Raw genomic sequence first — 18,816 nt, 5'->3', positions numbered from 1 at the left:
TCTTCGCCACCAAATCACCCTGAATCGGACAATCAGCCCTGGAATCGGTACTCCTCCAGGAGTCGCCGGCCAATGATCATTTTCTGGATCTCGGCGGTACCTTCACCGATCAGCAGCATCGGCGCCTCGCGGTAGAGGCGCTCGATCTCGTACTCCTTGGAGAAGCCGTAGCCGCCGTGGATACGGAAGGCGTCCTCGACGACTTCCTTGCAGTACTCGGAGGCGAGGTACTTCGCCATCCCTGCCTCCAGGTCGTTGCGCTCCCCGGAGTCCTTTTTGCGAGCTGCGTTCACCATCATCGCATGGGCGGCTTCGACCTTGGTGGCCATTTCAGCCAATTTGAACTGGATCGCCTGGTGCTGCGCGATCGGCTTGCCGAAGGTGTGGCGCTGCTGAGCGTACGAAACACCCAGCTCGAATGCACGCTGAGCGACACCGCAACCACGCGCCGCGACATTCACCCGGCCGACCTCGACACCGTCCATCATTTGGTAAAAGCCTCGGCCGGTCGTGCCGCCCAGGACACGATTGGCCGGAATGCGCAGGTCGTCCATGATGAGCTCGGTCGTGTCGACGCCCTTGTAGCCCATCTTGTCGATCTTCCCGGGGATGGTCAGGCCGGGCCGGACCTCTCCGAAGCCCGGCTCCTTCTCGATCAGGAAGGTCGTCATCGACTTGTGGGGCGCGGTGCCCTCGGGGTGGCCTTCGTCACTTCGGGCCAGAACGGCGACGAGCGTCGACGTTCCGCCGTTCGTCAGCCACATCTTCTGGCCGTTGAGAACATACTCGTCGCCGTCCCTGACGCCCTTCGACGTGATCGCCGAGACATCGGAGCCGAGCGCCGGCTCCGACATCGAGAACGCGCCCCGCACCTCACCGAGCGCCATGCGCGGCAGGAACGTGTCCCTCTGCTCCTGGGTGCCGTGCTGCTTGAGCATGTAGGCCACGATGAAATGCGTGTTGATGATGCCGGACACGCTCATCCAGCCGCGGGCGATCTCCTCCACGCACAGCGCGTAGGTGAGCAGCGACTCTCCCAGACCCCCGTACTCCTCGGGGATCATCAGCCCGAACAGGCCGAGTTCCTTGAGCCCCTCCACGATCTCCGTGGGGTACTCGTCGCGGTGCTCCAGCTGGGTCGCGACCGGAATGATCTCCTTGTCGACGAAATCCCGGACCGTGGAAAGGATTTCCCGCTGGATGTCGTTCAGACCGGCGGTCTGGGCGAGTCGCGTCATGGCTGCTTCTCCTGTGGCTTCACGCGGATGGCCTTAAGGCTTCACACGGTTACTTGGCGGGTGTCGGGCGGCCGGGCTGCTCTCCGCCGCGCTCCTTGATGTACGTCTCGGTGGGGACCATCACCTTGCGCCGGAACACGCAGACCACGGTGCCGTCCTGCTTGTAGCCCTTGGTCTCCACGTACACGATCCCGCGGTCGTTCTTGGACTTCGACGGGGTCTTGTCCAGGACCGTCGTCTCGCCGTAGATCGTGTCCCCGTGGAAGGTCGGCGCGATGTGCTTGAGCGATTCGACCTCCAGGTTGGCGATGGCCTTTCCGGAGACGTCCGGCACCGACATGCCGAGCAGCAGCGAGTAGATGTAGTTGCCGACCACGACGTTCTTCCCGAAGTCGGTCGTCTGCTCGGCGTAGTTGCTGTCCATGTGCAGCGGGTGGTGATTCATGGTCAGCAGGCAGAAGAGGTGGTCGTCGTATTCCGTGACCGTCTTTCCGGGCCAGTGCTTGTAGACGGCACCGACCTCGAACTCCTCAAAAGTGCGTCCGAACTGCATGATCAGGCCTCCGGGGCTTCGAACTTGGAGGTGCGCTGCATTCCGGCGGCCCGGCCCTTGCCCGCGATGACCAGCGCCATCTTGCGGCTGGCCTCGTCGATCATCTCGTCGCCGAGCATCGCGGAGCCCTTCTTGCCGCCCTCCTCGGAGGTGCACCAGTCGTAGGCGTCGAGGATCAGCTCGGCGTGGTCGTAGTCCTCCTGCGAGGGCGAGAACACCTCGTTGGCCGCGTCCACCTGGCCGGGGTGCAGCACCCACTTGCCGTCGAACCCGAGGGCGGCGGCACGGCCGGCCACCTCGCGGTAGGCGTCCACGTCACGGATCTGGAGGAACGGGCCGTCGATCGCCTGGAGGTCGTGCGTACGGGCCGCCATCAGGATGCGCATCAGGATGTAGTGGTACGCGTCCGCCGGGTAGCCGGGCGGCTGCTGGCCGACCACCAGGGTCTTCATGTTGATCGACGCCATGAAGTCGGCCGGGCCGAAGATCAGCGTCTCCAGGCGCGGCGACGCGGCGGCGATCTCGTCGATGTTCACCAGGCCCTTGGCGTTCTCGATCTGCGCCTCGATGCCGATCCTCCCGACCTCGAAGCCCATCGTCTTCTCGATCTGGGTCAACAGCAGGTCCAGCGCCACGACCTGCTGGGCGTCCTGGACCTTCGGCAGCATGATGCAGTCGAGGTTCGGGCCCGCGCCCTCGACGACCGTGATGACGTCCCGGTACGTCCAGTGCGTCGTCCAGTCGTTGACCCGCACGACCCGGGTCTTGCCGCTCCAGTCACCGTTGTTCAGCGCGTCCACGATGGTGTGGCGGGCGCCCTCCTTGGCGAGCGGCGCGCAGGCGTCCTCCAGGTCGAGGAAGACCTGGTCGGCCGGGAGGCCCTGGGCCTTCTCCAGGAAGCGCGGGTTGGAGCCCGGCACGGCCAGACACGAACGCCGGGGGCGCAGCCGGTTCACGGGGGTGGTGGGCGTGGTCATGCGGAGACCTCCAGAGGGTCGAGCTTGTTCGCTTTCCGGATCTCGTCGACGATACGGCCGATGATCTCCGTGATACCGAAGTCCTTCGGGGTGAAGACGGCGGCCACACCGGCTTCGATGAGCGCCGCGGCGTCGGCCGGCGGGATGATGCCGCCCGCGATCACCGGGATGTCCGGCGCCCCGGCCTCGCGCAGCCGGTGCAGGACGTCGGGCACCAGCTCCGCGTGCGAGCCGGAGAGGATGGAGAGCCCCACGCAGTGCACGTCCTCGGCGAGCGCCGCGTCGGTGATCTGCTCGGGGGTCAGCCGGATCCCCTGGTAGACCACCTCGAACCCGGCGTCCCGCGCCCGTACGGCGATCTGCTCGGCCCCGTTGGAGTGCCCGTCCAGGCCCGGCTTGCCGACCAGCAGACGCAGTCGCCCGACACCCAGGTCTCCGGCGGTCCGGGTGACCTTCTCGCGGACCAGCGCGAGCGTGCTGCCCGGCTCGGCGGTGACCGCGACCGGGGCCGATGAGACCCCGGTGGGCGCGCGGAACTCGCCGAAGACGTCCCGCAGCGCCCAGGACCACTCGCCGGTGGTGACGCCCGCGCGGGCGCACTCGACGGTGGCTTCCATCATGTTCTCGGTGCCCGCGGCGGCCTTCTTGAGCGCGGCCAGGGCCTCCGTCGCCCGGGCCTCGTCGCGGTTGTCCCGCCACTCGTGGAGGGCGGCGACGACCCGGGCCTCGTTCGCCGGGTCGACGGTCATGATCGCGCCGTCGAGGTCGGAGGTGAGCGGGTTGGGCTCGGTCGTCTCGTAGATGTTGACGCCGACGATCTTCTCCTGGCCGCCCTCGATCCGGGCCCGCCGCGCCGCGTGCGAGGAGACCAGCTCGGACTTGAGGTAGCCGGACTCGACGGCCGCCATCGCGCCGCCCATCTGCTGGATCCGGTCGATCTCCGCGAGCGACTCCTCGACCAGGGACTCCACCTTGGCCTCGATGACGTGCGAACCGGCGAAGATGTCCTCGTACTCCAGCAGATCGCTCTCGTGCGCCAGCACCTGCTGGATCCGCAGGGACCACTGCTGGTCCCAGGGCCGGGGCAGGCCCAGCGCCTCGTTCCAGGCCGGGAGTTGTACGGCGCGGGCGCGGGCGTCCTTGGAGAGGGTGACGGCCAGCATCTCCAGGACGATGCGCTGGACGTTGTTCTCCGGCTGTGCCTCGGTCAGGCCGAGGGAGTTGACCTGGACCCCGTAGCGGAAGCGGCGCTGCTTGGCGTCGGTGATGCCGTACCGCTCACGCGTGACGCGGTCCCAGATGCGGCTGAAGGCGCGCATCTTGCACATCTCCTCGATGAAGCGGACGCCCGCGTTCACGAAGAACGAGATCCGGGCGACCACGTCACCGAACTTCTCCTCGGGCACCTGGCCCGAGCCGCGGACCGCGTCGAGCACCGCGATGGCGGTCGACATGGCGTACGCGATCTCCTGGACCGGGGTGGCCCCCGCCTCCTGGAGGTGGTAGCTGCAGATGTTGATCGGGTTCCACTTGGGGATGCGGTTGACCGTGTACGTGATCATGTCCGTGGTCAGCCGCAGCGAGGGCACCGGCGGGAAGACGTGCGTCCCGCGCGAGAGGTACTCCTTCACGATGTCGTTCTGCGTGGTCCCCTGGAGCTTGTGGGGGTCGGCCCCCTGCTCCTCCGCGACCACCTGGTAGAGCGCCAGCAGCCACATGGCGGTCGCGTTGATCGTCATCGAGGTGTTCATCTGCTCCAGGGGGATGTCCTGGAACAGCCGGCGCATGTCACCGAGGTGCGAGACGGGCACACCGACACGGCCCACCTCGCCGCGGGCGAGAATGTGGTCCGGGTCGTATCCGGTCTGCGTCGGCAGATCGAAGGCGACCGAGAGACCCGTCTGGCCCTTGGCGAGGTTGCGGCGGTACAGCTCGTTGGACGCCTCGGCGGTCGAGTGACCCGCGTACGTCCGCATGAGCCAGGGCCGGTCCTTCTGACGTTCGGTCATGGGAGAACCTCAGACGTTGCGGAAGCGGTTGATGGCGTCGATGTGCTGCTCGCGCATTTCCTGGTTGCGGACGCCCAGACCCTCGCGGGGGGCCAGGGCCAGGACGCCGACCTTGCCCTGGTGGGCGTTGCGGTGGACGTCGTGGGCGGCCTGGCCGGTGTCCTCCAGGGAGTAGACCTTGGAGAGCGTCGGGTGGATCTTGCCCTTGGCGATCAGGCGGTTGGCCTCCCACGCCTCGCGGTAGTTGGCGAAGTGCGAGCCGATGATCCGCTTGAGGGACATCCACAGGTAGCGGTTGTCGTACTCGTGCATGTAGCCCGAGGTGGAGGCGCAGGTGGTGATCGTGCCGCCCTTGCGGGTGACGTAGACCGAGGCGCCGAAGGTCTCGCGGCCCGGGTGCTCGAAGACGATGTCGATGTCCTCGCCGCCGGTGAACTCGCGGATGCGCTTGCCGAAGCGCTTCCACTCCTTGGGGTCCTGGGTGCGCTCGTCCTTCCAGAACTTGTAGCCCTCGGCGTTGCGGTCGATGACCGCCTCGGCGCCCATCGACCGGCAGATGTCGGCCTTCTCGGGGCTGGAGACGACACAGATCGGGTTGGCGCCGCCGGCCAGCGCGAACTGCGTGGCGTAGGAGCCGAGGCCGCCGCTGGCGCCCCAGATCAGCACGTTGTCGCCCTGCTTCATGCCGGCGCCGTTGCGCGAGACGAGCTGGCGGTACGCGGTGGAGTTGACCAGGCCGGGAGAGGCGGCCTCCTCCCAGCTGAGGTGCTGGGGCTTGGGCATCAACTGGTTGGACTTGACGAGCGCGATCTCCGCCAGGCCGCCGAAGTTGGTCTCGAAGCCCCAGATGCGCTGCTCGGGGTCGAGCATCGTGTCGTTGTGGCCGTCGGAGGACTCCAGCTCGACGGAGAGGCAGTGCGCGACGACCTCGTCGCCCGGGTTCCAGGCGTTCACGCCGGGACCGGTGCGCAGGACGACGCCCGCCAGGTCCGAGCCGATGACGTGGTACGGCAGGTCGTGGCGCTTGGTGAGCTCGCTGAGCCGCCCGTACCGCTCCAGGAAGCCGAAGGTGGACACCGGCTCGAAGATGGAGGTCCAGACGGAGTTGTAATTCACCGAGCTGGCCATCACGGCGACGAGGGCCTCGCCGGGGCCGAGTTCGGGGACCGGGACCTCGTCCAGGTGGAGCGACTTGCGGGGGTCCTTGTCGCGGGACTCGAGCCCGGCGAACATCTCCGCCTCGTCCTTGTGCACGGTGATCGCGCGGTAGGACTCGGGGAGGGACAGGGCCGCGAAGTCCGCGGCGGTGCTGTCCTGCGACTGAATCGCGTCCAGGATTTCCTTCACGGTGTTGCCTCCGGTGATGCGGCGTCGAGGGAACGCTTGAGGGGCCCTGCTGGCAGGGGAGCGGTGCGGTGTGGAGGTGTTTGCCGTCGGTTCGGCGGGTGGAGCTTCGGCTTTGCTCGGGTGGAGCAGAAGGGTGCCTGTGACGCAGGCGTCCGGGCGCGCAGCACGGTGGTTGCGGGGACAGCCGGCGTACGTGAGATCCCAGCACGCCGGCCGCCCGGACACCTTCAACGTATGGCACTCCGTGACACCTGACAAGGCACCCAGTGCCAACAATTTCTCTCACTTGTCATCTCGTAGGCACGCATGAGCAACACGATGGGCGTTACGAGACGTTCTGTCCTGCTGGCGGGCGGTTACCGCACCGGTCGGTACACATACGGCGTCGTCGTCCCCAGCTCCGTGAAGCCGAGCCGACGCAGGATCGGCGCGGACATGTCGGTCGCGTCGACCTGGAGGTGGCGGTAGCCGCGCTCGGCGGCGATCCGGGCCCGGTACGCCACCAGCGCCCGGTAGACGCCCTTCCCGCGCCAGGCGGTCACCGTCCCGCCGCCCCAGAGCCCCGCGAAGCCCGTCCCCGGGTACAGCTCCATCCGCCCGGAGCAGACCGGCTCCCCGTCGGCGTCCACCGCCATCACCGCCACGAAGTCCTCGGGCGCCTCCTCCAGCCGTCGCACCACCTGGTGGAGGAGGCGGGCCCCGTCCGTTCCGAACGCCCGCTCATGGGCCCGGGCCATCAGCTCGGCCCCCGCCGCGTCCGTCACCGGCACCAGCGTGAGCCCCTCCGGCAGCTCGACCCGCCCGCCCAGCAGCCCGGTCGGCGCCACCAGCAGGGTCTCCGGCTCCTCCGGCTCGAACCCGGCCGCCCGCAGCCGGTCGCCCAGGTCGGCGGGGCGGTCGTGGGCGTACAGCTTCCACTCGAAATCCGGCAGGCCGAGCGCCGCGCAGTGCTCGATCTGCTCCGCGATGGCGGCGTCGGCCCCGGCCGCGTCCAGCTCCGAGTCCGACCACACCACCCCGTTCCAGTCGTCGGCGCCGCCCACCTGGCGGACGACGGGGCCGGCGCGCTCGACGCGTACGCCGGGCCCGTCGGGGCGGGCGTGCTCCCGCATCTCCCGGTCGAACAGGTCACGTGTCTCGATGACGTTCTCAGATGATCGCATCCGCGCACCTCAGCACAGTGGCGACCGGCGGACCAGCGGTTTTCGGCCTTCGCGCGCGTTGGAAGACCGGCGCGGGGCAGATGTGCGGAACCAAGTGATCTTGAAGTGGTCAGGAAGCAGGGGTGGGACACCGATGGGCATACCGATCCGCAGAAGAAGCGTCCACGAGCGCCGGGGCCCCTTCGACATCCGCCGCACCACCTTCGGCTTCGCCCTGATCGCGCTGGTCCTCGCGGGCGGCGGGGTGGCCCTGCGGGCCGCCTGGCGGAGTACCGCCGACAACCCGGTCGCCGCCGGGCTCGTGATCGCCCTGCTCCTCGTCGCGGCCCTTCTGGTGCTGCGCCGCCGCCGACGGGCCCGGCGGATCGCGGAGACCGTCACGGATGCCGCGTACGGGATCGTCGACGCCGGAATCGCCGAGTTGGACGCCGCCTCCGAGGCCGCGCGCCCGGAGCCCCTGGGCGCCGCCGGAGCCGCGTATCCCGAGCCCCCGTCGGCCGCCCACCCGGTCGACTACGCCCAACTGGACCCGTACGCCTTCGAGGAGGCCGTGGCCGAACTCTGCCGGCGCGACGGCTGCGCGGACGCCGAGGTGGTGGGCGGCGCGGGGGACCTGGGCGCCGACGTCGTGGGCACCACACCGGACGGACGCCGCCTCGTCGTCCAGTGCAAGCGGTACGGGCCGGACAACCGGGCCGGATCCCAGGACCTCCAGCGCTTCGGCGGCACCTGCTACGCCGTCCACGAGGCGGACATCGCGCTGGTCGTGAGCACCGGCGGCTTCACCGAACCCGCGCTCGACTACGCCGAGCAGTGCGCCATCCTCTGCTACGGCCCCGAGGAGCTGGCCGCCTGGAGCGAGGGCGGCGCACCGCCGCCGTGGGTCTTCGCCGAGGAGCCGGCCGTCGGGGTCAGCGCTCCTTGAGCGCCTGCTGGATCGTCCGCATGACCTCGTCCAGCGGGGCGTCCGTACGCGCCACCGCGACGAGCACTTCGCCCTCCGCGGCCACCGTCGCCGCCGGGGTGGCGGCGGGCTCGGACGGGGCGGTGCGGCCGGCCCCGATGCCGGTGCCGAAGGTGTCGCGCACGATGGCGAAGGCCCGGTCGAGCTGGGCCTCCACATCGCCCTGGCCGTCCGCCCGGAGCCAGCGCCGCAGCACGTGGTTGTGCGCGGTGACCACGGCGGACGCGGCCACCTCCGCCAGCAGCGGGTCGTCGTTGCCCACGTGGTGGTCGCGCTCGTCGAAGTGGCCCAGCAGATAGCGGGTGAACAGCCGCTCGTAGCGGGCCACCGACGCGATCTCGGCCTCGCGGAGGGTCGGTACCTCGCGGGTCAGTTTGTAGCGGGCCACGGAGACGGCGGGCTTGGCCGCGTACATCTTCATGACTTCCTTGATGCCGCGGCAGACCGTGTCGAGGGGGTGCTCGTGCGCGGGTGCGGCGTTCAGGACGGCCTCGGCCCTGACGAGGGTGTCGTCGTGGTCCGGGAAGATGGCCTCTTCCTTGGAGCGGAAGTGCCGGAAGAAGGTCCGCCGGGCCACGCCCGCGGCGCCCGCGATCTCGTCGACGGTCGTCGCCTCGTACCCCTTCGTGGCGAAGAGCTCCATCGCGGCTGCGGCCAGTTCGCGGCGCATCTTGAGCCGCTGGGCGGCCGCGCGCGTTCCCGCGGGGGTCTCCGGGGCGTCGGACGCGGCGGTGGCACGGGGTGACTTGGCGGGCTGGGACATGGCATGAACGTAACGCATCCGTGCAGGAGAGCGCGCCTTCGGGGGCGGGGAGCCGGAGGGTCCCAGCAGCCCGCCCCACCCGGCTCCCGGATCAGCGACGGGCATATTCGCGGAAGCCCCGGCCCGTCTTGCGGCCGAGGCAGCCCGCGGCCACCAGGTGCTCCAGCAGCGGTGCCGGAGCGAGCCCCGGGTCACGGAACTCCTTGTGCAGCACCTTCTCGATGGCGAGCGAGACGTCCAGCCCGACGACGTCCAGCAGTTCGAACGGGCCCATCGGGTAGCCGCCGCCCAGCTTCATCGCCGCGTCGATGTCGTCGAGGGAGGCGTAGTGCTCCTCGACCATCTTGATCGCGTTGTTGAGGTACGGGAAGAGCAGCGCGTTCACGATGAACCCGGCCCGGTCCCCGCAGTCCACCGGGTGCTTGCGGATCTTCGTGCAGACCGCGCGGACCGTGGCGTGCACGTCGTCGGCGGTCAGGACCGTACGGACGACCTCGACCAGCTTCATCGCGGGCGCCGGGTTGAAGAAGTGCATCCCGATGACGTCCTCGGGCCGCCCGGTCGCCCGGGCGATGGCGATGACCGGCAGGGAGGAGGTGGTGGTGGCGAGGACCGCGCCGGGGCGGCAGACCTTGTCCAGGGTGGCGAAGAGCTGCCGCTTGATCTCCAGGTCCTCGGCGACCGCCTCCACGGCGAGGTCGACCTCGGCGAACGCGTCCAGCGACCCGGCGGCCGTGATCCGGCCGAGCGTCTCGTCCCGCGCCTCGGCGGTGAGCCGCCCCTTGCTGACCGACCGCTCCAGCGACTTCGCAATCCGGGCCTTGGCGAGGTCCGCCTTCTCCTGACCGCGTGCCGCCAGGACCACGGTGTACCCGGCCTTGGCGAAGACCTCCGCGATGCCGGAGGCCATGGTTCCGGAGCCGGCGACCCCGACGGAGGCGATGGAACGCCCGTCACCGGCCGCCGCCCCGGCGGAGGGGGTCAGCGCGTCGGGCACGACGGCCTGGCCGCCCGGGGCGTCGTACGTGTAGAAGCCGCGCCCGGCCTTGCGCCCGGTCAGGCCCGCCTCGCTGAGCTGGCCGAGGACGGGGGCGGGGGCGTGGAGGCGGTCGTGGGAGGCGGCGTACATGGCCTCCAGGACGGTGCGGGCGGTGTCGATCCCGATCAGGTCCAGCAGGGCGAGGGGCCCCATGGGCAGTCCGCAGCCGAGCTTCATCGCGGCGTCGATGTCCTCGCGGGAGGCGTAGTTCGCCTCGTACATCGCGGCGGCCTGGTTCAGATAGCCGAAAAGCAGCCCGTCCGCGACGAACCCGGGCCGGTCGCCGACCGCGACCGGCTCCTTGCCGAGCTCGCGCGCCAGCTTGGTGACCGCCTCGACGGCCGGCGGCGCGGTCAGCACCGAGGAGACCACCTCGACCAGCTTCATCGCGGGCGCCGGGTTGAAGAAGTGCAGGCCGAGCACCCGCTCGGGGCGCTGCGACTCGGCGGCGAGCCGGGTCACCGACAGGGCGTTCGTCCCGGTGGCGAGGATCGCGGTGGGGGAGACGACGGCGTCCAGCTCCCGGAACACCTGCTGCTTGATCTCGTACGTCTCCGGCACGACCTCGATGACCAGCTCCGCCTCGGCGGCGGCCTGGAGGGTGTCGTGGGTACGGAACCGGGCGAGCGCGTCGGCCCGCTCCTGCTCGGTGATCCGCCCGCGCCCGACGGCCCGTGCGGTGGAGGCTTCGAGGGAGGTGACGGCCTGGCGGGCGGCCGCCTCGCTGATGTCGATACCGATGACTTCGCGGCCGGCGAGAGCCAGGACCTCGGCGATGCCGGTGCCCATGGTGCCGAGGCCGACGACGGCGATGGTGGAGAGCGGGGTGTCCATCACGGGACTCCAGGGTGAGTGACGACTGTGGGAGCAGGCGCGCGCGGCGATGAGGGAGCGGCGCGTGGGCATGCGCGGATGCGTGTCGTGAAGCGCGGTGGCGGGGCGCTGGAAGCACGCCCGGCCGTCAGGGGTGAGCGACTCTGTCCCGGAGTCGCGTCGCACTGGAAAACTGCCGAACCGACAAGCACTCCGGGTGGCTGCGTCACCAGGCCACCGGAGTCGCGGGGAGTGTGTTCCCGCTCAGATGAGATTAACCGGCCGGTAACGAGCGCGCCACCCCTGGGTCTTTGTGTGCTGGACCACATCGACTCCTCCGGCCCGCCCCACACGCAGCGTGTCCATGGATACGCTGAGCGTTATGGATGAGGAACTCCGTTCGCTCGTGGACCGGTTACGGGGCGAGGCGGCCGGGTCGGCCGCGTACGACCTGCTCGTGGCGACCGACGACAACGAGGTGCTGGCCCGGGTCCTGGTGGAGCCCGGGCGCCCGCTGTGGGCCCGCGAGATCGCCGCCTTCCGGCTCGGCTGCGCGGGCGACCGGCGGGCCTTCGAGGCGCTGGTGCTCCTGCTCAACCACCGCGACCCCGAGCGCTGCGTCTCCGCCTGCCACGCCCTGGCCGAGCTGAACGACCCCCGCACGCCCCGGGCCGCCGCCACGCTCGCCACCAACACCCTGCGCACCGCGTACGCCGTGCACCCGGTGCGGCTGCTCACCATCCTGCGGGCCCCGGAGGCGGTCCCCGCCCTGGTCGCCACCCTCCACCGCCTCCTGGCCCCGGGCGACCCGCACTGGCCGGTGGCGCTCGCCTGCGTCGAGGGCCTCGGCCAGCTCGGCGACCGGCGGGCCCGCCCGGTCCTCACGGCGGCCCTCCCGCACCCGCGCCTGGGGACGGCGGCGGCGCAGGCGCTGGGACGGCTGCGGTAAGGGCCGGGAGGTTTTATCAGTGGCGCGGCCCCAGCAGTCCGTGCAGGCGGCTGCCCGCGCTGTTGTCCACCGACTGGGCCGCCGCCTTCGCCGCCGGCAGCGGCTTCGGGTCGGGGAGCGCCGCGCAGACCGCGTCCGCCTCGCCCTCGCCCCGGCCGCGCGGGACGGTCCCGTCGGTCAGATAGGCCGTCAGGTGCTTGTCGAGGCAGGCGTTGCCGCTGAGCGTGATGCCGTGGTTGCCGCCGCCCTCCTCGACCACGAAGCTGGACCCCTTCAGCTTGCGGTGCATGGAGACCGCTCCCGCGTACGGGGTCGCGGCGTCGCCCGTCGCCTGGAGGATCAGGGCCGCCGGGATGCGGTCGTTGGTCACCTGGACCGGGGTGAGCGGCGCCACCGGCCAGTCGGCACACGGCGCGTTGTACCAGGTGTTGTTCCACGCCATGAAGGGCGCCTTGTCGTGGATCCGGCGGGTGTCGTTGCGCCAGGTGGACCAGTGCCGGGGCCAGCCGGCGTCGCGGCACTGGACGGCGGTGTAGACGGAGTAGCTGTTGCCGCCGCCCGTGCCGGTCGCGCCGAAGTTCTCGTACGCCTCGGCCAGCGCCCCGGTGTCCTGGTCGTTCACGTACGCGGCGAACGCCTCGGCGAGGTAGGGCCAGTAGCCGTTGTAGTACCCGCCGGGCAGGAAGGTGTCCTCCAGCTCGCTCGACCCGACCTTGCCGTCCACCGGCTCCGCCGCGACGGCCGCCCGCATCCGGTACCAGGCGGCCTCGACCTCCGCCGGGTCCGTGCCGAGCCCGTACGTCGTGTCGTGCTTCGCCACCCAGGCCGCGAACGCCTTGTGGCGGTCGTCGAAGGCGTAGTCCTGGTTGAGGTTGCCCTGGTACCAGACGTCGTCGGGGCCGACGACCGAGTCCAGGACCAGGCGCCGCACCCGCTCCGGGTGCAGCTTCGCGTAGACCGCGCCGAGGTAGGTGCCGTACGAGTAGCCGAAGTAGTTGATGCGCTCCGAGCCCAGCGCCCGGCGGATCACATCGAGATCCTTGGCGGCGCTGACGGTGTCCATGTACGGCAGCACGTCGCCGTGCTTCTCGCCGCAGGCGCGGGCGAAGGCGGCGGCCCGGTCGCGGTTGATCCGCTCGTCCCGGTAGGAGGCGGGCACCGAGTCCGGGCGCACCGGGTCGGAGTGGCCGGGCAGACAGTCCAGGCGCGGGCTGCTCTTCCCGACGCCGCGCGGGTCGAACCCGATCACGTCGTACTGGGACGCCACCTTCTTCGGCAGCGCCGAGGCCACGAACCCGGCCATCGACAGGCCGCTGCCGCCCGGCCCGCCCGGGTTGACCAGCAGCGGGCCCTGGAAGGTCTTCGCGGTGTGCGGGATCCGGGACAGGGCGAGGGTGACCTGGCGGCCGGCGGGGTCGGTGTGGTCCAGCGGCGCGCGGACCTTGGCGCACTGGAGCGTCGGATGGTTCTCCGTCGGACAGTCGGTCCACGCGAGCTTCGGGGCGGGCGGCGCGCCCGCCTGTGAGGCGGCGGCCGGGGCCGGAGCGGCGGCCAGCAGGCCGGCGACCGTCGCACCGGCGGCGAACAGAATTCCTGCACGTTTCGTCATGGGGCCTCCCGAGGTGGAGGGGACGCGGCGGCGGTCGGCCGGTCCCCGCCGCATGGTCCCCGAGATCCACGGGCTGGGGGCCGTTTCCGCGCGGAGTTGACCCGTACGGTCACGCGATCGGGTCTGCGGGAGGCGTCAGGTTCTCCTCGGGATGTCAGAGCAGGGTGAGCTGGGTGGGTCCCGGCTCCGGCTCCTGAGGTGTCCGTTCCGGGGTGATCCGGCGGGCCTCGCCCCGGTGCGCCGGGCCGATTCCGAACTCGTCCGCCAGTTCGTGCACCTGACGGGTGATCCGGCGCTGGTACCAGGTGGGGGCGTACGCCCCGTCCGCGTACATCCGTTCGTACCGTGGCACCAGATGCGGATGGTGGAGGCCGAGCCACCGCAGGTACCACTCGCGCGCACCGGGGCGCAGATGCAGGACCAGCGGGGTCACCGAGGTCGCCCCGGCCGCCGCGATGGCCGAGACGGTGGCGCGTAGCTGCTCCGGGCTGTCGCCGAGGAACGGGATGACCGGGGCCATCAGGACCGAGCAGCCGATCCCGTTCTCGGTGAGGGCGTGGACGACGTCGAGGCGGCGCCCGGGGGAGGGGGTGCCGGGTTCGACCGTGCGCCACAGCTCGCGGTCGGTGAAGCCGACGGAGACCGAGACGCCGACCTCGGTGACCTCGGCGGCCTGCCGCAGCAGCTCCAGGTCCCGCAGGATCAGGGTGCCCTTCGTCAGGATCGAGAAGGGGTTCGCCCGGTCCCGCAGGGCGGTGATGATGCCGGGCATGAGCCGGTAGCGGCCCTCCGCCCGCTGGTAGCAGTCGACATTGGTGCCCATCGCGATGTGCTCGCCCTGCCAGTGCCGGGAGGCCAGCTCCCGCTGGAGCAGCTCGGCGGCGTTGATCTTGACGACGATCTGGGAGTCGAACCCGATGCCGGTGTCCAGGTCCAGATAGCTGTGCGTCTTGCGGGCGAAGCAGTACACGCAGGCGTGCGAGCAGCCCCGGTAGGGGTTCACCGTCCATTCGAACGGCATCCGCGAGGCCCCGGGCACCCGGTTCAGGATCGAACGGGCCCGGATCTCGTGGAACGTGATGCCCCGGAATTCCGGGGTGTCGAAGGTGCGCGTGGTCACCGCGTCCGCGGCGAAGAGCGCGCTGTTGCCGGTCATGGGGCGGTTTTCGACCAGATTATCCCAGCGCATGGACGCCTCCTCGGTAGCACTGGCCACAGAATAGAACACTTGTTCCCTTGATCGTGCGGACCGGTCCGCCGGGCCCGATTTTGAACGGCGCACCCGAGGTGGTTGGCTCAGCTCACCCCCCGGAATTACGGACTGCTGGAGGAACAGCCATGGCGCAGGTCGAGGCCACCACGGAGCGGATCATCGCGGCGGACGCAGAGGCGGTGTTCGACGCGCTGGCCGACTACAAGGACGTCCGCGGCAAGGTGCTGACCCCGCACTACAGCGAGTACGAGGTCCGGGAGGGCGGCGACGGCGAGGGCACCCTCGTCCACTGGAAGCTCCAGGCGACCAGCAAGCGCGTCCGCGACTGCCTGCTGGAGGTCACCGAGCCGACCGACGGGCAGCTCGTCGAGAAGGACCGCAACTCCTCCATGGTCACCACCTGGACCGTCACCCCGGCCGGTGAGGGGAAGTCCAAGGCCGTCGTCACCACCGTCTGGGACGGAGCCGGCGGCATCGGCGGCTTCTTCGAGCGGACCTTCGCCCCCAAGGGCCTCGGCCGGATCTACGACGAGCTGCTCCAGAACCTCGCCACCGAGGTCGAGAAGTAGGTCCCTTGACGGACGCCGGGCCCGCGAACGGCCCGGCTCCCGCCGGTCGCCCGGCCTCACCGGAACGGGTGGTTTTCCGGGGCGGCCGGTTGTGCGCCGTAGCGGCTCCCACCGGCGCATAAGCCCTTCGTGCGCGCCCTGCGCCCCCCTCATCCCGTTTGCCCCGCCTTGCCACGCGATGCGAGAAAGGGCGGCGCAGGTGCGACGAAGGGGAGCGTTACGTGGTGGGCGGTATCACGCTGGTGAAGGACGAGCCGGACCGTACGGCGGCCGCCGTAGGGGATCCGCCGCCACGGGCCGACGCCCGGCCGCACCCGGCGGCCGAGGAGATCAGCCCCCGCCGGGTGCGCATGGTCTTCCTCGGGCTGATGCTCACCCTGCTGCTCGCGGCGCTCGACCAGATGATCGTCGCCACCGCCCTGCCCAGGATCGTCGGTGAGCTGCACGGCCTGGAGAAGATGTCCTGGGCGGTGACCGCCTACCTCCTCGCCTCCACCATCGTCCTGCCGCTCTACGGGAAGCTCGGCGACCTCTTCGGCCGCAAGGGCGTCTTCCAGTTCGCGATCGTCGTCTTCGTCATCGGCTCCGCGCTGGCCGGCTGGTCGCGGACCATGGACGAGCTGATCGCCTTCCGCGCGATCCAGGGCGTCGGCGGCGGCGGTCTCATGATCGGCGTACAGGCGATCATCGCGGACATCGTCCCGCCCCGGGAACGCGGCCGCTACATGGGCCTCATCGGCGCGGTCTTCGGCCTCGCCTCGGTGGCCGGACCGCTGCTCGGCGGCTTCTTCACCGACCACGCCTCCTGGCGCTGGTGCTTCTACATCAACGTGCCCTTCGGACTGGTCACGTTCGCCGTGATCGCCGTCGTGCTCAAGCTTCCGAAGCCCGCCGTACGGCCCCGACTCGACGTCCTGGGCGCGGTGTTGCTGGCCGCCGCCTCCACCTGCCTGGTCCTGGTGACCAGTTGGGGCGGAACGGAGTACGCCTGGAACTCGCGCACGATCCTGGGCCTGTCGACGGGGGCCGTCGTCACGACGCTCCTCTTCGTCGCCGTCGAGCACCGCGCGGCCGAACCCATCATCCCCTTGCGGCTGTTCCGCGACTCGATCTTCAACATCACCGGCCTCATCGGCGCCGTCATCGGCATCGCCCTCTTCGGCGCCGCCAGCTATCTGCCCACCTACCTCCAGATGGTGGACGGCGCCAGCGCCACCGAGTCCGGGCTCCTGATGCTCCCGATGATGCTCGGCATCGTCGGCGGCTCCATCGTCTCCGGCCAGCTCATCACCCGTACCGGCCGCTACCGGATCTATCCCATCGCCGGCGGCGCCGTCTCGGTCGTCGGCATGTGGCTGCTCTCGGGTCTGGAGCGGGGCACATCCCGACTGGAGTACAGCCTCTGGCAGGCCGTCCTCGGCACCGGCATCGGCCTGGTCATGTCGGTGCTGGTGCTCGCCGTGCAGAACTCCGTACGCCCCGCCGACCTCGGCACCGCCACCAGCGCCAACAACTACTTCCGGCAGATCGGCGGCAGCGTAGGCGCCGCCATCTTCGGCACGCTCTTCGCCGGGCGGCTCTCCGACTCGCTCGGCGTCCGCCTGCCGACCGGCGTCGAGCTGCCTCCGCCGGAGTCGATCACCCCGCAGCTCGTCCACGCGATGGAGCCCGCGCTGCGCGACGCCTACATCCAGGCGTACGTGGACGCGATGCCGCGCATCTTCCTCTACCTCGTGCCGGTGCTCGTCCTCGGCCTGGTCCTCGCCTTCTTCCTCAAGGAGAAACCGCTGGTGTCCCACCACAGTCCCGAAGCGGCCACCGAGCCCTCGCCGATCCCCGCCGCCCGCGCCGAACCTGCCAGGCTCTCCGGCGTGCCCGTCCGCGGCAGCGTCCAGCACCCGGACGGTACGAAGGTGGCGCGGGCCGCCCTCACGCTCATCGACGTCCAGGGGCGGCAGGTCGGGCGCGGGGCCAGCGGCGAGGACGGGCGCTATGCGCTGAGCGTCCCGGGCGCCGGGGGCTACGTCCTCATCGCCGCGGCGGGCGGCCACCAGCCGCAGGCCGTCAGCGTCACCGTGGGCGACCGCCCCGTCGAGCTGGACGTGGTCCTCGGCGGCGCCGGACGGCTCGCCGGGTCCGTCCTGACGGCCGACGGGGTGCCGGTGCGGGACGCGGCCGTCACCCTCACCGACGTACGCGGCGAGGTCGTCGCCTCCACCCGCACCGGGCGCGAGGGCGGCTACGTCATCAGCGAGCTCGTCGCCGGCGAGTACACCCTCGCCGCCAGCGCCCCCGCTTACCGCCCCGCCGCCCTCCCGGTCAGCGTCCAGGCGGCCCGCGAGACCCGGCAGGACATCGAGCTGGCGGGCGGGGCCGTGCTGCGCGGCATCGTCCGGGCCACCGGCGGCCGGCCGGTGGAGGACGCCCGGGTCACCCTGCTGGACGCGGCGGGCAACGTGGTGGACACCCTCACGACCGGGCCCGACGGGTCTTTCCGGTTCGTGGACCTGTCGTCGGGGGAGTACACGGTGATCGCCGCCGGGTACCCGCCGGTCGCGACGGTGCTCCAGGTGGCGGGCGGCGGCCGCACGGAACGGGACCTCCAACTGGGCCACGAGGACTGAGGCGTACGGGGGTGAGCTGAGCCCACGAGTCCGGTACGGGCTCCTGACGGGCTCAGCCCACCCCCGCCTCCCGCACCGCGTCCTCCCGCACCAGCCGCATCAGCGCCCGCGCCCCCGGGCTCAGGCTCCGCGCCGCCGGAAGCACCACCACGCTCTCGTACACCGCCTGCCGCCCGCCCGCCGGCGCCACCTCCACCGCCACCAGCCGGGCCGCCTCCGGCTTACGGGAGAAGTGGTGCGGCACCACCGCGATCCCCAGCCCCTCCTGCACCAGCTCCAGCAGGCTGTGCACGTCGTTGACCTCCAGGCCCACCGTCCGCCGGGCCCCCGCCGCCGCGAACGCCTCGTCCGCCGCACGCCGAGGCCCCCAGTCCGGGTGGAAGTCGATGAACGACTCACCCGGCAGCTCCTCCCACCCCACCCGGGCCCGCCCGGCGAACCGGTGCCCCGCCGCGCACAGCACCACCATCTCCTCCCGCGCCAGCGGCATCAGCTCCCCGCGCCACTCCGCCGGGCTGACGGTGGCCGCGAACGCGAGGTCCAGGCGCCCTCCGGCCACCCCGTCCAGCAGACTGCTCGTCCCCTCCTGGCGCAGCCGCAGCTCCATCTGCGGGTGCTCCCGGTGGAACGCGGCCAGCAGCCGGGCCGGGCTCACCCCCGCCACGCACTGCTCGACGCCCACCGTCAGCGTCCCGCGCAGCAGCCCCCGTACGGCATCGACCGCGTCCCGCGCCGCCCGCGCCCCCGCCAGTGTGCGCTCGGCCTCCACCAGCAGCGCCCGCCCCGCCTCGGTGAGCCGGACCGTCCGCGTGGTGCGGGAGAACAACGGGGTCCGCAGCTCCTGCTCCAGGGCCCGTACGGATGCGGAGAGCCCGGACTGGGAGACGGCGAGGCGCTCGGCGGCGCGGGTGAAGTGCTGCTCCTCGGCGACGGCGACGAAGTGCTCCAACTGACGCAGTTCCACGATTGAGGACTCTAGGTGATGA

15 protein-coding genes are annotated in these 18,816 nt (G+C 70.9%); 4 read left to right on the top strand and 11 right to left on the bottom strand.

What is annotated here, in order from left to right:
- Window positions 1–32: 32 nt before the first annotated feature.
- The 6 genes from ACFWRT_RS29470 to ACFWRT_RS29445 all read right to left on the bottom strand — a co-directional run bounded on the left by ACFWRT_RS29470 (window position 33) and on the right by ACFWRT_RS29445 (window position 7,287).
- Window positions 33–1,238, bottom strand: coding sequence for an acyl-CoA dehydrogenase family protein (locus tag ACFWRT_RS29470; RefSeq protein ID WP_380951984.1), 1,206 nt, complete (start codon window positions 1,236–1,238; stop codon window positions 33–35).
- 49 nt (window positions 1,239–1,287) lie between these two features.
- Window positions 1,288–1,791 (bottom strand): MaoC family dehydratase, encoded by a 504-nt coding sequence (locus ACFWRT_RS29465; protein WP_380951983.1) that lies wholly within the window; start codon window positions 1,789–1,791, stop codon window positions 1,288–1,290.
- Between the two features lie 2 nt (window positions 1,792–1,793).
- Complete coding sequence (locus tag ACFWRT_RS29460) at window positions 1,794–2,768, bottom strand: HpcH/HpaI aldolase/citrate lyase family protein (protein ID WP_380951982.1); 975 nt, start codon at window positions 2,766–2,768, stop codon at window positions 1,794–1,796.
- Complete coding sequence (locus tag ACFWRT_RS29455; protein WP_380951981.1) at window positions 2,765–4,777, bottom strand: protein meaA; 2,013 nt, start codon at window positions 4,775–4,777, stop codon at window positions 2,765–2,767. The genes ACFWRT_RS29460 and ACFWRT_RS29455 overlap by 4 nt, the downstream gene beginning before the upstream one ends.
- A 9-nt stretch (window positions 4,778–4,786) precedes the next feature.
- Window positions 4,787–6,124 carry a crotonyl-CoA carboxylase/reductase gene (ccrA, locus tag ACFWRT_RS29450; RefSeq protein WP_380951980.1) on the bottom strand — a complete coding sequence of 446 codons (1,338 nt, stop codon included), beginning with the start codon at window positions 6,122–6,124 and terminating at the stop codon, window positions 4,787–4,789.
- 356 nt (window positions 6,125–6,480) lie between these two features.
- Window positions 6,481–7,287, bottom strand: a complete 807-nt coding sequence (locus ACFWRT_RS29445; protein ID WP_380951979.1) for a GNAT family N-acetyltransferase — start codon at window positions 7,285–7,287, stop codon at window positions 6,481–6,483.
- A 133-nt stretch (window positions 7,288–7,420) separates the two neighbouring features.
- Here ACFWRT_RS29445 and ACFWRT_RS29440 point away from each other — a divergent pair, with 133 nt between their 5' ends.
- Complete coding sequence (locus ACFWRT_RS29440; RefSeq protein WP_380951978.1) at window positions 7,421–8,212, top strand: restriction endonuclease; 792 nt, start codon at window positions 7,421–7,423, stop codon at window positions 8,210–8,212.
- Here ACFWRT_RS29440 and ACFWRT_RS29435 read toward each other — a convergent pair.
- Window positions 8,199–9,014 carry a TetR family transcriptional regulator gene (locus tag ACFWRT_RS29435; protein WP_380951977.1) on the bottom strand — a complete coding sequence of 272 codons (816 nt, stop codon included), beginning with the start codon at window positions 9,012–9,014 and terminating at the stop codon, window positions 8,199–8,201. The genes ACFWRT_RS29440 and ACFWRT_RS29435 overlap by 14 nt on opposite strands.
- Before the next feature lie 91 nt (window positions 9,015–9,105).
- Window positions 9,106–10,887 carry a 3-hydroxyacyl-CoA dehydrogenase family protein gene (locus tag ACFWRT_RS29430; protein ID WP_380952015.1) on the bottom strand — a complete coding sequence of 594 codons (1,782 nt, stop codon included), beginning with the start codon at window positions 10,885–10,887 and terminating at the stop codon, window positions 9,106–9,108.
- Between the two features lie 361 nt (window positions 10,888–11,248).
- Between ACFWRT_RS29430 and ACFWRT_RS29425 the strand changes: the two genes are divergently transcribed.
- On the top strand, window positions 11,249–11,815 hold the full coding sequence (locus ACFWRT_RS29425) for an adenylosuccinate lyase (protein WP_380951976.1): 567 nt from the start codon (window positions 11,249–11,251) through the stop codon (window positions 11,813–11,815).
- 16 nt (window positions 11,816–11,831) lie between these two features.
- On the opposite strand, the gene ACFWRT_RS29420 is transcribed toward ACFWRT_RS29425, so the two are convergent.
- Together ACFWRT_RS29420 and ACFWRT_RS29415 are read right to left on the bottom strand one after the other, a co-directional pair.
- A complete protein-coding gene (locus ACFWRT_RS29420; protein ID WP_380951974.1) occupies window positions 11,832–13,424 on the bottom strand; it encodes an alpha/beta hydrolase in 1,593 nt (530 codons plus the stop codon).
- A 154-nt stretch (window positions 13,425–13,578) separates the two neighbouring features.
- Window positions 13,579–14,613, bottom strand: a complete 1,035-nt coding sequence (locus ACFWRT_RS29415) for an Rv2578c family radical SAM protein (protein WP_380951973.1) — start codon at window positions 14,611–14,613, stop codon at window positions 13,579–13,581.
- Window positions 14,614–14,762: 149 nt separating this feature from the next.
- Between ACFWRT_RS29415 and ACFWRT_RS29410 the strand changes: the two genes are divergently transcribed.
- Together ACFWRT_RS29410 and ACFWRT_RS29405 are read left to right on the top strand one after the other, a co-directional pair.
- On the top strand, window positions 14,763–15,206 hold the full coding sequence (locus ACFWRT_RS29410) for an SRPBCC family protein (RefSeq protein WP_380951972.1): 444 nt from the start codon (window positions 14,763–14,765) through the stop codon (window positions 15,204–15,206).
- A 221-nt stretch (window positions 15,207–15,427) separates the two neighbouring features.
- Complete coding sequence (locus tag ACFWRT_RS29405; RefSeq protein WP_380951970.1) at window positions 15,428–17,830, top strand: MFS transporter; 2,403 nt, start codon at window positions 15,428–15,430, stop codon at window positions 17,828–17,830.
- Between the two features lie 52 nt (window positions 17,831–17,882).
- On the opposite strand, the gene ACFWRT_RS29400 is transcribed toward ACFWRT_RS29405, so the two are convergent.
- On the bottom strand, window positions 17,883–18,794 hold the full coding sequence (locus ACFWRT_RS29400; RefSeq protein ID WP_380951969.1) for a LysR family transcriptional regulator: 912 nt from the start codon (window positions 18,792–18,794) through the stop codon (window positions 17,883–17,885).
- Between the last annotated feature and the right edge of the window lie 22 nt (window positions 18,795–18,816).

This window comes from Streptomyces cyaneofuscatus, assembly GCF_042718795.1.
In the GTDB taxonomy this organism is placed as follows: Bacteria; Actinomycetota; Actinomycetes; order Streptomycetales; family Streptomycetaceae; genus Streptomyces; species Streptomyces cyaneofuscatus_A.
Note: the sequence above shows the minus strand (reverse complement) of the source record. Positions and strands in the feature narration are given on the sequence as shown.

Coding starts and splice junctions, on each gene's coding strand:
- ACFWRT_RS29410 (WP_380951972.1), top strand. CDS start 14,763: ATGGCGCAGGTCGAGGCCACCACGGAGCGGATCATCGCGGCGGACGCA.
- ACFWRT_RS29440 (WP_380951978.1), top strand. CDS start 7,421: ATGGGCATACCGATCCGCAGAAGAAGCGTCCACGAGCGCCGGGGCCCC.
- ACFWRT_RS29415 (WP_380951973.1), bottom strand. CDS start 14,613: ATGCGCTGGGATAATCTGGTCGAAAACCGCCCCATGACCGGCAACAGC.
- ACFWRT_RS29455 (WP_380951981.1), bottom strand. CDS start 4,777: ATGACCGAACGTCAGAAGGACCGGCCCTGGCTCATGCGGACGTACGCG.
- ACFWRT_RS29460 (WP_380951982.1), bottom strand. CDS start 2,768: ATGACCACGCCCACCACCCCCGTGAACCGGCTGCGCCCCCGGCGTTCG.
- ACFWRT_RS29435 (WP_380951977.1), bottom strand. CDS start 9,014: ATGTCCCAGCCCGCCAAGTCACCCCGTGCCACCGCCGCGTCCGACGCC.
- ACFWRT_RS29445 (WP_380951979.1), bottom strand. CDS start 7,287: ATGCGATCATCTGAGAACGTCATCGAGACACGTGACCTGTTCGACCGG.
- ACFWRT_RS29425 (WP_380951976.1), top strand. CDS start 11,249: ATGGATGAGGAACTCCGTTCGCTCGTGGACCGGTTACGGGGCGAGGCG.
- ACFWRT_RS29420 (WP_380951974.1), bottom strand. CDS start 13,424: ATGACGAAACGTGCAGGAATTCTGTTCGCCGCCGGTGCGACGGTCGCC.
- ACFWRT_RS29465 (WP_380951983.1), bottom strand. CDS start 1,791: ATGCAGTTCGGACGCACTTTTGAGGAGTTCGAGGTCGGTGCCGTCTAC.
- ACFWRT_RS29430 (WP_380952015.1), bottom strand. CDS start 10,887: ATGGACACCCCGCTCTCCACCATCGCCGTCGTCGGCCTCGGCACCATG.
- ACFWRT_RS29470 (WP_380951984.1), bottom strand. CDS start 1,238: ATGACGCGACTCGCCCAGACCGCCGGTCTGAACGACATCCAGCGGGAA.